This window comes from Clostridium sp. AF17-21AC, assembly GCF_003461365.1.
In the GTDB taxonomy this organism is placed as follows: Bacteria; Bacillota; Clostridia; order Lachnospirales; family Lachnospiraceae; genus Coprococcus; species Coprococcus ammoniilyticus.
Genome location: NZ_QTWY01000002.1, coordinates 21111 through 36994 on the forward strand (window position 1 = coordinate 21111; position 15884 = coordinate 36994).

A 15884-nucleotide genomic window follows, 5' to 3' on the forward strand; every position below is an offset into this window, starting at 1 on the left:
GAATTTTGGAGGAAGAACATGTCATACAAAATTTTGATTATCAATCCGGGTTCAACATCTACAAAGATAGGTGTATTTGAAGACGAGAATTTATTATTTGAAGAAACATTAAGACACACAACAGAGGAACTTGCGGGCTTCAACCTTATCGTTGAGCAGAAGGACTTCAGAAAGAAAGTTATCCTTGATATTCTTGCAGAGAAAAATTTTGACATCAAGACATTAGATGTATGTGTAGGTCGTGGTGGTATGTTAAAGCCGATTCCGGGCGGTACATATCCTGTTAGTGATGAATTATTAGAGGATTTAAAGATCGGTAAACAGGGTCAGCATGCATCCAACCTTGGTGGTATCCTTGCAAGAGAGATTGGCGATGAGTTGGGAATTCCATCTTACATTGTAGATCCGGTTGTTGTAGATGAGCTGATGCCATCCTCCCGTTTATCCGGTGTGCCTGAGCTTCCAAGAAGAAGTGTATTCCATGCATTAAACCAGAAGGCAGTTGCAAAGAGATATGCAAAAGAGCATGGTAAGAAATATGAAGATCTGAACCTGATCGTTGTACACATGGGCGGCGGTGTATCTGTTGGTGCTCACTTAAACGGACGTATCGTTGATGTTAACAATGCATTAGATGGTGAAGGCGCATTCTCACCGGAGAGAGCAGGTGGAGTTCCATCAGGTGATCTTGTTAAGATGTGCTTTTCAGGGAAATATACACAGCAGGAAGTTACAAAGAAACTTGTCGGTAACGGTGGATTCAATGCATATATCGGCAGCAATGATGCAAGAGATCTCGAGAAACTCGTTCAGGAAGGTGATGAGCATGCAAAGCTTGTTCAGGACGCATTCCATCAGCAGGTAGCAAAGGATATCGGTGCTATGTCAACCGTACTTTGCGGAAAAGTAGATCAGATTATCTTAACAGGTGGTATCGCATATTCCAAGCATACATGTGCAGAACTGGAAAAGAGAGCCGGATTTATCGCTCCGTTTACAGTATATCCTGGTGAGGATGAACTTCTTGCACTTGCACAGGGAGCATTAAGAGTTATGAATGGCGAAGAAGAGCCGATGACATATTAATTTGATGATTGATATTTTGCCTGTGAATTATAAAAATACAAAAATTGGCATAATAGTTTTTCTTATAATACACATAATAGAATCAAGACAACAAAGTCTTAAATAAATGTATTGGAGGAAATGTATTATGGCAAGTTCAAATTCAACAGGAACAAGCAAGATGAGTGTTCCGGAAGCTAAGGACGCTATGAACAAGTTCAAAATGGAGGTTGCTAAGGAAATTGGTGTAAACCTCAAGGATGGTTACAATGGTGACTTAACATCTGCTCAGAGCGGATCAATCGGTGGCGAGATGGTTCGTCAGATGATCAAGAGACAGGAAGAACAGATGTCAGGCAGATAAGCGGTAAAATAAGAGATATCTTATAGCTTTTGCTTAGCAGGAAGGGGTTATTGTCGAAAAGACAATAACCTTTTTCTGCGTTATTATGGAAAATGGACTGGACATATATCCGGTATATATGGTATAATCGGATGATTGATGCGGGTATTTTTATGCCCACAATAAAAACGAAATGATAAATGGATGCTAAATAATGCCTTATATATTATTAAAAGATGATGGCATAAGGCATCATTTGCATAATTTTAAGGAGGAAATAAAAAATGAGTTTAGCAGTAGAAAATCTGGAACACAGTATGGCAAAACTTACAATCACAGTACCGGCAGAGGAGTTTGGTAAGGCAATGACAACTGCCTACAATAAGCAGAAAGGTAAATTCAATGTACCTGGTTTCAGAAAGGGTCATGTACCACAGGCATTTATTGAGAAAATGTATGGACCTGCAGTATTTTATGAAGAGGCAGCTAATTCATTAATTAATGAGTATTATCCAAAGGAAGTAAGCGCATCAGATGTTGATGTTGTATCAAGACCGGTTATCGATGTAACTCAGATCGAAAAGGGCAAGGATTTTATCTTTACAGCAGAAGTAGCTGTTAAGCCTGAAGTTGAACTTGGTGATTATAAGGGACTCGAAGTAGAAAAGGCTGACGTAGAAGTAACAGATGATGAAGTTATGGCAGAGCTTTTAAAGGTTCAGAAAGAGAACTCAAGATACAACCCTGTAACAGACAGAGCTGCACAGATGGATGATGAAGTTACACTTGACTTCGAAGGATCTGTTGACGGTGTTCCTTTCGAAGGCGGTAAGGCTGAGAACTACAAGCTCGTTCTTGGTTCTCATTCATTCATTGATACATTTGAAGATCAGCTTGTTGGCAAGAACATCGATGAGGATGTAGAAGTAAATGTTACATTCCCGGAAGATTATCAGGCAGAAGATTTAGCAGGTAAGCCGGCAGTATTCAAATGCAAGATCAAAGAGATCAAGGCTGTAGAATTACCAGAGTTAGATGATGAATTTGCAAGTGAAGTTTCAGATTTTGAGACATTAGATGAATACAAAGAAGACATCAAGAGCAAGGCTGCTGAGAAGAAGCAGAAGGATGCTGAGAACGAGAAAGAAAGCAAGCTGATCGAGAAAGTAATCGAGAATGCAAAGATGGATGTTGCAGATGCACAGGTTGCAGATGTACAGGAAAGAATCAAAGATGAGTTCGCTCAGAATCTTCAGTATCAGGGAATCAACCTTGAGCAGTATATGCAGATTTGCAATATTACAGAGGAAGCATTAATGGAGAGAATCAAACCAGATGCAGAGAAGAGAATCAAATCCCGTCTTGTTCTGGAAGCAATTGCTGCTGCTGAAAATATTGAGGTATCAGACGATGAAGTACATGAAGAACTGGAAGCTATGGCAAAACAGTATCAGATGAATGTAGAAGATATCGAAGGCTTCATGGGTGATGCAGAAAAGGATAGCATTAAAAAGGATCTTGCTGTTAAAAAGGCAGTTAAGGTTGTTGTAGATAACGCAAAGGAAGTTTAATCCATAATTTCTGATTGCGATATTTTGGAGGTGTAAATATGAGTTTAGTACCTTATGTCATTGAACAGACCAGCCGTGGTGAACGTTCATATGATATTTATTCAAGACTTCTGAAAGACAGAATTATCTTTCTGGGAGAAGAAGTAAATGATACATCAGCAAGTATAGTGATCGCACAGCTCCTGTTCCTGGAGTCCGAAGATCCATCCAAGGATATCTCATTGTATATCAACAGTCCGGGCGGTTCTGTAACAGCAGGACTTGGAATCTATGATACAATGCAGTACATCAAATGTGATGTATCTACAATCTGCTGTGGAATGGCAGCAAGTATGGGTGCATTCCTGCTTGCGGGTGGTGCGAAAGGTAAGAGATTTGCACTTCCAAATGCCGAGATCATGATCCATCAGCCATCCGGCGGATCGCAGGGTCAGGCTACAGAGATTGAAATTGCTGCAAAGCATATTTTAAAGACAAAAGAGAAATTAAATAGAATGTTAAGCGAGAATACCGGAAAGCCATATGAAACGATTGCTGCTGATACAGAGAGAGATAACTGGATGTCAGCAGAAGAAGCATGTGCATATGGTCTGATCGATAGTGTAATCGCAAAAAGATAGTATAAAGAGGTATTGGAATGGCAAATCGTAGTGAAGATAGAAAACTACTTAGATGTTCCTTCTGCAATAAGACGCAGGATCAGGTCAGAAAACTTATAGCAGGACCAAACGCTTATATTTGTGATGAATGTGTACAGATATGCGCAGAGATCGTTGATGAAGAACTGGAAGAAACAGGTGCTGAAGATTCCATTAATTTACTGAAACCCAAGGAGATCCGTGAATTCCTGGATCAGTATGTAATCGGTCAGGAAGAAGCAAAAAAGGTATTATCTGTTGCGGTATACAATCATTATAAGCGTATCATGGCAGATAAAGATTTTGACGTAGAGCTTCAAAAGAGTAATATTCTCATGGTCGGACCAACCGGTTCCGGTAAGACATATCTGGCACAGACACTTGCAAAGATTTTGAATGTTCCGTTTGCCATTGCCGATGCAACTGCATTGACGGAGGCCGGATATGTTGGTGAAGATGTAGAAAATATTCTGCTGAAGCTGATTCAGGCGGCCGATTATGATGTAGAACGTGCAGAGCATGGAATTATCTATATTGATGAGATCGATAAGATCACGAAGAAGAGTGAGAATGTATCCATCACCAGAGATGTATCCGGTGAAGGTGTACAGCAGGCTTTGTTAAAGATCGTGGAGGGAACGGTTGCATCAGTGCCACCACAGGGTGGCAGAAAGCATCCACATCAGGAATTTATACAGATCGATACATCAAATATTTTATTTATATGCGGTGGTGCATTTGATGGTCTGGAGAAGATCATTGACAACAGAATCGGCAAGAAAGCTATCGGCTTCAATGCAGAGGTTGTTGATAAGACAGAACAGGATATCGGAGAGCTGTTAAAGCAGGTAACTCCTCAGGACTTTGTAAAATATGGACTGATTCCTGAATTTGTCGGACGTCTGCCGATAACGGTTACACTGGATCTGTTGAACAAGGATGCGCTTGTAAGAATCCTGACAGATACAAAGAGTGCAATCTGCAAGCAGTATAAGAAATTATTTGAATTAGATGGCGTGGAATTGGAATTTGATAAGGATGCGCTTTACGCTATAGCAGAAGAAGCGATGGAGAGAAAGACCGGAGCCAGAGGACTTCGTTCTATCATAGAGAAAGCAACGCTAGATCTTATGTATGAGATTCCATCGGATGACAGAGTTGCAAAATGCGTGATCACAAAAGAAGTTATAACGGATGGAGCACAACCAGAAATCACTTGTTCTGATAATCCGGCTGAGAAAAAGCAGATAAAGAAGAAGCGTTCAGTAAAAAACAGTGATGAAATAGCTTAAGCAGAAAGCCGGGATGTTATGCATCCCGGTTTTTTGATATAAAGGAGATAAAAGTATGGATAATATCGTCTGGAACAGGCCGATGATCGTTTTGAATAATATTGTTATAATGCCGGATACTTCCTCCCATCTGGATGTGATCAGCAAGGAATCCTGTGAAGCAGTTGCCAATGCGATGAAGGGTGATTGCAGCATCCTGCTGGTTACGGCAAAGGAAGTAAAGGAGAATGGAAAGATTCCTGATCTTTATCCGATCGGTGTTACAGCAAAGATCAAACAATATCTGAAAATGCCGAACAAAACAGTCCGTATTCTGATTGAAGCAGAAAAACGTGCAAGGATCGTTTCATTTTATAAGGAAGACGGAGCATATAATGCAGACTTTGAATATATAGATACAGAAGAAACAAACCATCTGGATGAAGTAGAGGAAAAAACATTGATCCGTATGCTTACGGATAAGCTCAGACAAGCATTTGCAAATGGAATGGGAACAAATAAGCTGTTATATAAAAAACTGCTTACGATCGATGACCTTGCAAAATTTGCCGATGGAGTGACAGAATTCATTCCTGCGCCATATACGAAGAAGCAGGAGATTCTGGAAACGCTCGATGTGAAAGAACGTGTAATGAAGATCCTTCAGACGATGGATGAAGAGATGGAGATTTTAGCCATCCGTCAGGAGATTCAGGAGAAATTACAGGATTGTGTAAATAAGCACCAGAGAGAATATGTTCTCCGGGAACAGATGAAGGTCATAAAGAAAGAACTTGGCGAGGATGATAATACAGAAAAAGCGGCAGATGAATATATGGAGCACCTGCAGGAACTGACAGTTCCGGAAGAAGTCAAAGAGAAGCTTACGAAAGAGATATCCAGACTTCGTGCTTTGCCGCCTATGGCTGCTGAATCCGGCATCCTTACAAACTATATTGAGACGTTGCTCGACTATCCTTGGGGTAAATCCTCAAAGGAGAACGATAATCTCGAAAAGGCCATTAAGATTCTGGAACGGGATCATTATGGATTAGAAGAAGTAAAGGAACGTATCATAGATTATCTGGCTGTCCATATTTTAAACGAAAAAGGTAATATGCCGATTCTTTGTCTGGTTGGACCTCCGGGAACCGGTAAGACCTCGATCGCGAGATCAATTGCTACTGCGACAGGAAAAGAATATATCCGTATGTCGCTTGGTGGCGTTCGGGATGAAGCAGAGATCCGTGGACACAGAAGAACTTATATCGGTGCTATGCCGGGCAGGATCGCACAGTCGATCGCAAAGACAAAGACTGAGAATCCACTGGTACTGCTTGATGAGATAGACAAGGTAAGCAGCGACTACAAGGGAGATGTATCCTCTGCTCTGTTAGAGGTTTTAGACAGCGAACAGAATAATAAATTTTACGACCATTATTTTGAAGTGCCAATCGATCTGAGCAAAGTATTATTTATCGCAACAGCAAATGATGCATCCCTGATTCCGGGACCGTTAGCTGATCGTATGGAAATGATCGAGATCAGTGGATACACGGAAAATGAGAAGTTTAACATTGCGAAGCTGTATCTGGTCAATAAAGCGATTGAAAGAAACGGACTGACTAAGAAGCAGTTCAAGATCAATGGATCAGCGATCAAATATATCATCCGTCATTACACCAGAGAAGCAGGTGTGCGTGATCTGGAGCGGAATATCGATAAAATATGCAGAAAAGCGTGCAGAATGATACTTACAGAACATGTAGAGACTGTAAAAGTAACAAAGGAAATGATACCGCAGCTTCTCGGAACAGAGAAGTACATGGATGACAGCTATGATCTGACCAATAAAGTAGGCTCTGTACGAGGCCTTGCATGGACAGCGGTAGGTGGTGTAACACTTAATATAGAAGTAAATATCATGCCGGGAAATGGCAGTATACAGCTTACCGGAAAATTAGGAGATGTCATGAAGGAGTCTGCTGTTACAGGTTTATCGTATATCCGTACGATGAAGGAATCAGAGACACTGGGTGAAGATTATTTTGAAAAGCATGATATCCACATCCATATTCCGGAAGGAGCAGTTCCAAAGGATGGACCTTCTGCGGGAATCACGATGGCGACAGCCATTTATTCTGCGATATTTAATAAGCCGGTAAGAGGAGATCTTGCGATGACAGGAGAGATCACTCTGCGGGGTAGCGTACTTCCTATCGGTGGTTTAAAAGAAAAGCTTCTGGCAGCAAAAACGATCGGTATTAAGAAGGTGCTGATCCCTGAGATGAACCGCAGAGACCTTAATGATATCAGTACAGAGATTACAGACGGACTGGATATTACCTGTGTGAAAACAATGGAACAGGTGCTTAGTCTTGCACTTGCAAAAGGAGAAAAGAAATGATAATTAAGAGTGCTGAACTTGAAACAGTATGTGGAATTACAAGTACACTTCCAGAGACAGAGATGCCAGAGATCGCATTTGCCGGTAAGTCAAATGTAGGAAAATCCTCCTTGATCAATGGATTGTTAAACCGGAAGTCACTTGCCAGAACATCATCACAGCCGGGCAAGACACAGACGATCAATTATTATAATATTAATCATGATCTGTATTTTGTCGATCTTCCGGGATATGGCTATGCACAGGTATCCGTAGAGATCCGTGCAAAATGGGGTAAGATGGTAGAACGGTATCTGCATACCTCAAAACAGTTGCGGCTTGTATTTTTGTTGATTGATATCCGTCATGAGCCATCAGAGAATGATTGCATCATGTATGACTGGATTGTAAAAAACGGATATGAACCGGTAATTATTGCAACAAAGCTTGATAAGATCAAGAGAAGTCAGATTCAGAAGAATCTGAAGATCATCAGACAGAAGATCCAGCCGGTAGAGGGAACGATCATAATTCCGTTCTCGGCACAGACCAAGCAGGGAAAAGAAGAGATCCTGCAATTGATCGAAGACCGGATCGCAGAATCAGAATAAATGATCAGGACTGTTTTTCGCCCTTATCATCAGAATACAGCCAGAGAGTATTGACGAGATAGTCATATACTTCGGCACTTTTCGCACGCCAGTTATCACAGATAGCAACGGCGTGCGTTTTTGTTGGTACGTTAAATTTCAGATCGACCAGAGTTTCTTTCCGATCCTTGATCACACAGGTAACGACATATTCGCCATAATCATTTAAGGCATAATCGGCATAGATCTCAGATTCGTTTTTCAGATTAATTTTCTGATTATCGAAATAGTCCAGGATATCCTGTTTAATAGCATATGGAATACGGTTTTCAAACATGCTTAAGGCTTCTTCACCCTTGTCAGTGATCTTATAATGGGAAGAAGACCGTATCATGGAGACATAGACAAAATCACACTCGATCAGTCCATTAATGGCTTCCTGAAGCGTGAAGTAGTTCGTATATCCCTTTGTCAGAACAAAATCGGAAATCTGGGAATTGGTCAGTGTGAAATCCACACGATCCAGCATGTATAATATAATTAATTTGTATAAGACGATCGATTCAGTATTCATAATAATATCCTTTGTATGTTTTGTAAGAATAAATGTATCACAAGAAAAGCATAAAATCAATGAAGCAATGCTGCGGTGAAAGAAAATGTATTGTAATTCTACACTGACAAAGGATATACTTTAAACCTCTGAATTGACAAATATATAATGATATGTTAATTTAATATATAATATTAATTCTATATAATTTATCTAAATGGGGCGGGGAATATATCATTCATATGGTACAACAGGACATTCATAAACATGAATGTGATATTCGTACAGAAATCCACAGAATATTTTAATTTGATATGTTGCTTCATTGAATAATTTTATAGACAATCTATTTTGAGTTTAAAGTATAGGTAAATGCAACTGAAGAAGTAGATGATATAAATATGAAAGGAGTGATACCATTAGATAGATTGATATTGAGCTAGTAATTATACAATATAAAATGTATCGATTCTATAGGTTAATAATGTAATTATTTTTTATTATATTCAAAGGAGAGAGAAAAACGATAATGGTTAAAAGAAGATTTATGGGAACAATTCTTGCTGTGGTAATGGCATTTGCTAGTATAGGGAACTTTTATAATATTTCAAAAGCGGACGAAAATGTGACAGGGCAGGAAAAAAGATCTGGAAATGAAGCAAGAGACTTAAAGGTAAGTGATGATTCTTATAATTATGAATCGAATGAATTTACTGACAAAAATGTAACTGCGGGAACAACTTATTATTATAAGGTGAGGGGTGCTATGAAATATGGAAGTGGTTATAAATATACCCCTTTTTCAAAGGTGTTGTCTGCAAAAGCAGTCAATTAATTCGGGAGGATTATATATGAAAAAAATAATAAGTTATATTTTAAGCGTAGTGCTTGTTATGTCCATAGTAATACCATCAAGTATAAACCAGGCAAAAGAGAAGGATGCTGTTTGCAATACGGTTAAGACAAAAAAACTTATAGTGTATACATATAGCGGATACGAAATGAAAGTGCCTAAAAATCTGGTAAAAGCCAAGTGGATTGTTTCGAATAAAGAAATGGTTATGGTTACCAAAATTGAAAAGGATGGAACGAGGATTGGAATTGATACAAATGGCATAACAGGAACATGTACGATTAAAGCAAAGATTAATGGAAAGGTTAAATATAAAATAAATCTTACTATTAAGAAGAGAATTAGGGAAAAGAAATATAATGGAAAAAAGGTAAATGCATCTGAAATAAATTTCTCTAATAGAACATGGATATTGACATATAGAATGTATAATGGTTCGAATAAAAAAGTAAGATATTCAACTAGTCGGTATTTGCAAAAATATGTAAATGGTAAGTGGAAAAATGTAGATTATTTGCCGGATTATGTTGATTTAGGTATTATAAATTATGTACCTGCGCACACATCTCGATTGGGATATTATAGATTGTCAGACTATTATGATATATCAAAGCTGACATCTGGAACATACAGGCTGTATGTACATTATTCTACAAAGAGAAAATCGGATTCATTTGTCAAGTTTAAGATTAAATAAGTGAAACAGAGGTTGGGCTTATTTGGCAGAGGAGATATATTAACCTAATCTGTACAGTTTGATATCTTGAGTTTCTACAAAATACAACTTATTAGTATATAGAATAAGGAGTGCTGGAGCAGGGTGGTGACGACTGGACGGGATGTTTCTCCAGTATATATAAGATTGCTATACGCAGTGGGTAAAGACCGGACAATACGGTCTCCACTGCTTTTTTTGTTTCCAGATATCAAAAGCATAAAATCAATGAAGCAATACTGCGGTGAAAGAAAATGATTTACAAAACTTTTTTTTATGCTATACTAAGGCTATTAAATACAACGCTCATATGGCATCCGGAGATCTGATAAGCAGGATGCACAGGTAAGTCATACAGTTGATATACCTGTTTCGAAAAGAATTCATTAGGATAATCCCCAAGAATAAGAATGTGTGTGAATTAAATAAAACGGATAAAATTGGAAGGAGTAAAAGATGGATTTCAAAAATGCATCATTAGAGGAATTGAAGCAATTCGTAAAGGAGCATAAGATAAAGGGTGTATCAGCACTTCGTAAACCGGCTCTGATCGAATTCCTTGAAAAAAATTATAGTGATGAAGCAGGACATGCGGAAGAAAAGCAGAACGTGAAATCACAGAAAAAAGATGCTGAAAAAATAAAAAAGACAGGAAGAACACGGAAACCGAAAAAGGCAGAGCCGCCAGAAAAAGCAGAACAGACTGAAAAAACGGAGCACACAGAGCAGCCGGAGAAATCCGAAGAAGATGCTGTAAAAAAAGTGGATAGAAACCAGACAGAAAATGGTCAGAGATCAGGAGAATCCGGAAGAAGACAGCATAGGAATACTGCCGGAAGACAGACCAACCGAAATGGAAAAAGACAGGACTATCGGTCACAGGGGTATAATAACAGAAATAACAATTCCAATCATGGAAACAATACACCAATTGTAAATAACGGAAGAAAAGACCATGTTCAGGAGAACAAAACGCTTGCAGCCGAGATGACAAAGCTGGAAATGAATATGGAAAAAGCAGTTCTTGAAAAGTCTGCAATGGAAGAGAAAAAAGTAGCTGTTGAAAGTTCTGTAGTATCAGAAAAGAAAGCAGCATATGAAAAATCAGTTATAGAAGAAAAAAATACGGCTGCAGATACAGAGATAAAAGCAGAGGTAAGAATGGAGACGAAGCTTGAGAACAGGCAGGAAGGATCATCTGCTCAGCAGGAACCAAATGGACCGGAGCTTGACAGCGGTAAGATGGCACATGGAATCCTGGAAGTAATGCAGGAAGGATATGGATTTATAAGAAGTGCCAATTATCTGCCGGGAGATCAGGATATCTATGTATCACCGGCGCAGATCCGTAGATTTGGACTTAAGACCGGAGATATCATAATGGGAAATATCCGCGTAAAGACGCAGGGAGAAAAGTTTGGCGCATTATTATATGTAGCTTCTGTCAATGGAGAAAGTCCTGCAAGCATTGCAGGAAGAAAAGCATTTGAAGATCTGACGCCGATTTTCCCGAATGAACGGATCAATATGGATGGGGAGGACAGCCCGATTCCGATCCGTATGATCGATCTGCTGTCACCGATCGGTAAAGGACAGCGTGGTATGATCGTTTCCCCTCCAAAGACAGGTAAGACAACCTTGCTGAAACAGATCGCAAAATGTATCAGTACCAGATACAGTGAGATTCATTTGCTGGTGCTTCTGATTGATGAAAGACCGGAGGAAGTAACGGATATCAGGGAATCCATAGAGGGACCAAATGTAGAAGTTATTTATTCGACATTTGATGAGCTGCCGGAGCATCATAAGCGTGTATCGGAAATGGTGATCGAACGTGCAAAACGATTGGTAGAGCAGAAGAAAGATGTCGTGATCTTACTTGACAGTATTACAAGACTTGCAAGAGCGTACAACCTTACAGTTCCACCAAGTGGAAGAACCTTATCCGGTGGTCTTGATCCTGCGGCGTTACATATGCCGAAGAAATTCTTTGGTGCTGCCCGTAATATGCGTGAGGGTGGAAGTCTTACGATCCTTGCGACAGCGCTGGTTGAGACAGGAAGCAAGATGGATGATGTCGTATTCGAGGAATTCAAAGGAACCGGTAATATGGAACTGGTGCTTGACCGGAAGCTCGCAGAAAAGAGAATCTTCCCTGCAATCGACATTGCAAAATCCAGTACCAGACGGGATGATCTGTTATTATCACCGGAAGAACAGGAAGTTGTATACGCACTTCACAAGATATTATCCGGTAATAAGGCAGAGGATATGCTGGAGGATGTACTGAAATTATTCGTCCGAACCAAGAATAATAAAGAGTTTATCTATTATGTTAAAAAATCATTATTAAGAAAATAAAAAAACACTTGCATTTCTATGCCGGTTTGTGTTAGAATACAAAAGCTGTGTTTTATGAAGAAGTGAGGCTGATGGCCTATTCTCATATATCAATAATATAATAAAGAGGTGAGATTAAATGAGAGAAGGAATACATCCAAATTATTATCAGGCAAAGGTTGTATGTAACTGCGGAAACGAATTTGTTACAGGTTCTACAAAAGAAGAAATTCATGTAGAAATTTGCTCAAAGTGTCATTCATTCTATACAGGCCAGCAGAAGGCAGCTAAGGCTCGTGGTAGAATTGATATGTTCAACCGTAAGTACGGTGTTTCACAGTCAAACTAATAAAAAGGATGATAGGTTGAGGTTAAAGCTTTTAATCTCAGCCTATTTTTGTTTTAGGAAACAATTTAACGAGGTATAGAATTTGAAAAGAGCCAGAATAGGTGGTCAGGCGGTGATCGAAGGCGTAATGATGAAATACGAGGATCAGTACGCAGTAGCAGTCAGAAAGCCGGATCAGGAAATTGAAGTTAAAGTAGAAAGCTATACACCGATAGGTGAAAAATATAAAATCCTGAAATTGCCGATTCTTCGTGGAGTGGTTAATTTCTTTGAGTCGCTGGTAATTGGAGTTAAAACGCTGACATATTCAGCCGATTTTTATGAAGAGGAAGAACCGACTGGAAAGAGTGAAAATAAAGATGATTCCAGGTTGTCAGATACAGAAAGTAATAATGGAAGCGGTTCAGGTGAGAACGGCAGTAAAAACAATAAAAAAGAAAGCAGTACAGGAGATGATCTGATGATGATCGGAACCGTTATTGTATCACTTGCCATTGCGATCGCATTATTCATGCTGCTTCCGGCATTTATTGCAGGACTGCTTGAGCATGTGACAAAAAGCAATGTATTGATAGCGGTAGCGGAAGGTGTGCTTCGGTTGGTGATCTTTCTTGCATATGTAGTATTAATATCATTGATGAAGGATATCAAACGTGTATTTATGTATCATGGTGCAGAGCATAAGACGATCAACTGTTTTGAAGCAGGCGATCCGCTGACTCCGGAAAATGTAAAGAAACATTCCAGATACCATAAACGCTGTGGAACCAGTTTTTTGGTAGTCGTTATGATCATAAGCATTATTGTATTTATGTTTATAAATGTGAAGTCTATGTGGCTGCGATTGCTGTCGCGTGTACTTCTGGTTCCGATTATTGCGGGAATCTCGTATGAATTTATCATGTTTGCAGGCAGAAGTGACTCAAAGCTTGCGAATATATTAAGTGTACCCGGTATGTGGGTACAGCGTCTTACGACGAAGGAACCGGATCTTGAGATGTGTGAGGTGGCAATTCGTTCGGTAGAAGCGGTGATCGACTGGCGTGCTTATCAGGACGCTATGAAGCGTGGAGAGATCGAAGATTAAGAAGTTGAAATGATGCCAGTGAATGTAAAAGGAAATAGACGTATGACTCAGTATCAGCTTGTAACAGCAGGAAAAGAAAAACTGAACGAACATAATGTGCCGGATGCAGATATCGATGCAGAGTTATTATGGCTCTATGTATCAAAGCAGGATAAGATGGCATATATTATGAACCGGCAGGAAGATGTTACCGAAACGATTCGTTCTTCCTATGAAGCGTTGATCGATAAAAGGTCAAAACGTATTCCGTTACAATATATAACAGGCATACAGTGCTTTATGGGGTATGATTTTGAGACTGCACCGGATGTACTGATTCCAAGATTTGACACAGAAGTTCTGGTGGAACAGGCAAACCGCTTGATTCAGGACATACATTCTGATAAGATGTCTGTGCTGGATATGTGCTGTGGTTCCGGGTGCATTGGATTGTCGGTAGCACTTATGAATCAGAATATTCATATAGATCTGTGTGATATCTCAGATTCCGCGATCGCACTTACGACAAAAAATGCGAAACGATTAGAAGTATCTGATTATACTGTTATAAAATCAGATTTATTTGATAAGATAGATAAAAGATATGATATGATCCTGTCCAACCCACCATATATAGAGAGCAAAGTGATTGACGGATTGATGCCGGAGGTTCGGGATTATGAGCCGAGGCTGGCATTGGACGGCGATGCGGACGGATTGAAGTTTTACAGAGCAATTATAGAAAATGCGGAGAGTTATTTAAATGAAAAAGGATATATTTTATTTGAAATTGGTAATCATCAGGCACATGATGTGCAGCAGCTCCTTGTAGATAAGCATTTTGAAGATGTACGCGTAGTGAAAGACCTCGCAGAAAATGACAGGGTTGTAATTGGAAGAAAAGCCTGAAAAAAGGCTGGATATATTAACAGACACATGAACAGGAAATGAGCATGTGCTGCAGGAGGATTATTATGTTTGATAAATTAGAAGATTTAGTAGACAGACTTGATACATTAAATAACCAGTTGACAGATCCGGATATCGTATCTGATCAGAACAAATTCCGCAAATTAATGAAGGAGCAGAGTGAACTGACTCCTATCGTAGAAAAGTACAAAGAATATAAAGATGCAAAACAGACGATCGAAGACAGTCTGCTTATGTTAGAAGAAGAAAATGATGAAGAACTTCGGGAGATGGCAAAGGAAGAACTGAATGAAGCAAAGGCAACTGTAGAAAAGACGGAAAATGAATTAAAGATTCTGCTTCTTCCAAAAGATCCGAACGATTCCAAGAATGTTATCGTCGAGATCCGTGCAGGTGCAGGCGGAGATGAAGCCGCATTATTTGCATATGAGATCTACAGAATGTATCAGAAATACGTTGATCAGTTCAAATGGAAAGTAGAACTGATGAGCGTGAATGAGAATGGAATCGGTGGTTTCAAGGAAGCGGTATTCATGATCACAGGTGATGGTGCATATTCCAAGATGAAATATGAGAGTGGAGTTCACCGTGTACAGAGAATCCCGAAGACAGAGTCTGGCGGAAGAATCCATACCTCAACTGTAACAGTTGCAGTTATGCCAGAAGCAGAGGAAGTTGATGTAGAGATCAATGAAAATGATATCCGTATCGATGTCATGCGAGCATCTGGTAATGGTGGTCAGTGTGTCAATACAACAGATTCAGCCGTTCGTCTGACACATATACCAACCGGTATCGTAATTTACAGCCAGACCGAGAAGTCCCAGCTTCAGAATAAGGCGAAGGCATTTGCGCTGCTCCGTTCCAAGCTGTATGATATGGAGCTTCAGAAGCAGCATGATGCAGAAGCTGCAGACCGTAAGAGCCAGATCGGAACCGGAGATCGTTCAGAGAAGATTCGTACTTATAACTTTCCGGAAGGCCGTGTAACCGATCACAGAATCAAACTCACCTTGTATAAGCTGGAACAGATCTTAAACGGTGATCTGAATGAGATTATCGACAGTCTGATCGCAGCAGATCAGGCAGCCAAGCTTTCTCAGGTGAATGAGGAAGAATAAAAGAAACCCTCGATATTGAAAAAAACAAGTTGGCATCTGCCTGATCCGGCAGATGCCATTTTTAAGTAAAAGAGGGTGTTGGCGAAATAAACC

At 39.6% G+C, this 15884-nt stretch carries 15 protein-coding genes; 14 read left to right on the forward strand and 1 reads right to left on the reverse strand.

The window, feature by feature from the left end:
- Positions 1-18: 18 nt before the first annotated feature.
- The 7 genes from buk to yihA all read left to right on the forward strand — a co-directional run bounded on the left by buk (position 19) and on the right by yihA (position 7885).
- On the forward strand, positions 19-1086 hold the full coding sequence (gene buk / locus DWW85_RS02965; protein WP_008400594.1) for a butyrate kinase: 1068 nt from the start codon (positions 19-21) through the stop codon (positions 1084-1086).
- Positions 1087-1213: 127 nt separating this feature from the next.
- Complete coding sequence (locus tag DWW85_RS02970) at positions 1214-1429, forward strand: alpha/beta-type small acid-soluble spore protein (protein WP_021944153.1); 216 nt, start codon at positions 1214-1216, stop codon at positions 1427-1429.
- A 263-nt stretch (positions 1430-1692) separates the two neighbouring features.
- Positions 1693-2979, forward strand: a complete 1287-nt coding sequence (gene tig / locus DWW85_RS02975; RefSeq protein WP_117807469.1) for a trigger factor — start codon at positions 1693-1695, stop codon at positions 2977-2979.
- 38 nt (positions 2980-3017) lie between these two features.
- On the forward strand, positions 3018-3599 hold the full coding sequence (gene clpP / locus DWW85_RS02980) for an ATP-dependent Clp endopeptidase proteolytic subunit ClpP (RefSeq protein WP_008400599.1): 582 nt from the start codon (positions 3018-3020) through the stop codon (positions 3597-3599).
- Positions 3600-3616: 17 nt separating this feature from the next.
- Entirely contained in the window at positions 3617-4909 is a 1293-nt protein-coding gene (gene clpX / locus DWW85_RS02985; protein ID WP_117807470.1) for an ATP-dependent Clp protease ATP-binding subunit ClpX, read from the forward strand.
- A gap of 55 nt (positions 4910-4964) precedes the next feature.
- A complete protein-coding gene (gene lon, locus DWW85_RS02990) occupies positions 4965-7295 on the forward strand; it encodes an endopeptidase La (protein ID WP_117807471.1) in 2331 nt (776 codons plus the stop codon).
- Positions 7292-7885 carry a ribosome biogenesis GTP-binding protein YihA/YsxC gene (gene yihA / locus DWW85_RS02995; RefSeq protein WP_021944157.1) on the forward strand — a complete coding sequence of 198 codons (594 nt, stop codon included), beginning with the start codon at positions 7292-7294 and terminating at the stop codon, positions 7883-7885. The genes lon and yihA overlap by 4 nt, the downstream gene beginning before the upstream one ends.
- 4 nt (positions 7886-7889) lie before the next feature.
- Here yihA and DWW85_RS03000 read toward each other — a convergent pair whose 3' ends face one another.
- Positions 7890-8438, reverse strand: coding sequence for a DUF4364 family protein (locus DWW85_RS03000; RefSeq protein WP_021944158.1), 549 nt, complete (start codon positions 8436-8438; stop codon positions 7890-7892).
- A gap of 508 nt (positions 8439-8946) precedes the next feature.
- Here DWW85_RS03000 and DWW85_RS03005 point away from each other — a divergent pair.
- The 7 genes from DWW85_RS03005 to prfA all read left to right on the forward strand — a co-directional run bounded on the left by DWW85_RS03005 (position 8947) and on the right by prfA (position 15791).
- Entirely contained in the window at positions 8947-9252 is a 306-nt protein-coding gene (locus DWW85_RS03005) for a hypothetical protein (protein WP_117807472.1), read from the forward strand.
- A gap of 16 nt (positions 9253-9268) precedes the next feature.
- The gene (locus tag DWW85_RS03010) at positions 9269-9967 is read left to right on the forward strand and encodes a hypothetical protein (RefSeq protein WP_117807473.1); all 699 of its coding nucleotides are present in this window, start codon (positions 9269-9271) and stop codon (positions 9965-9967) included.
- Between the two features lie 474 nt (positions 9968-10441).
- On the forward strand, positions 10442-12346 hold the full coding sequence (gene rho, locus DWW85_RS03015) for a transcription termination factor Rho (protein ID WP_117807474.1): 1905 nt from the start codon (positions 10442-10444) through the stop codon (positions 12344-12346).
- Between the two features lie 118 nt (positions 12347-12464).
- Positions 12465-12674 carry a 50S ribosomal protein L31 gene (gene rpmE, locus DWW85_RS03020; protein WP_008400609.1) on the forward strand — a complete coding sequence of 70 codons (210 nt, stop codon included), beginning with the start codon at positions 12465-12467 and terminating at the stop codon, positions 12672-12674.
- An 82-nt stretch (positions 12675-12756) separates the two neighbouring features.
- On the forward strand, positions 12757-13761 hold the full coding sequence (locus DWW85_RS03025; RefSeq protein ID WP_021944160.1) for a DUF1385 domain-containing protein: 1005 nt from the start codon (positions 12757-12759) through the stop codon (positions 13759-13761).
- 9 nt (positions 13762-13770) lie between these two features.
- Positions 13771-14649, forward strand: a complete 879-nt coding sequence (gene prmC / locus DWW85_RS03030) for a peptide chain release factor N(5)-glutamine methyltransferase (RefSeq protein WP_117807475.1) — start codon at positions 13771-13773, stop codon at positions 14647-14649.
- A 65-nt stretch (positions 14650-14714) separates the two neighbouring features.
- Positions 14715-15791 carry a peptide chain release factor 1 gene (prfA, locus tag DWW85_RS03035; protein WP_008400612.1) on the forward strand — a complete coding sequence of 359 codons (1077 nt, stop codon included), beginning with the start codon at positions 14715-14717 and terminating at the stop codon, positions 15789-15791.
- The last annotated feature ends 93 nt before the right edge of the window (positions 15792-15884 follow it).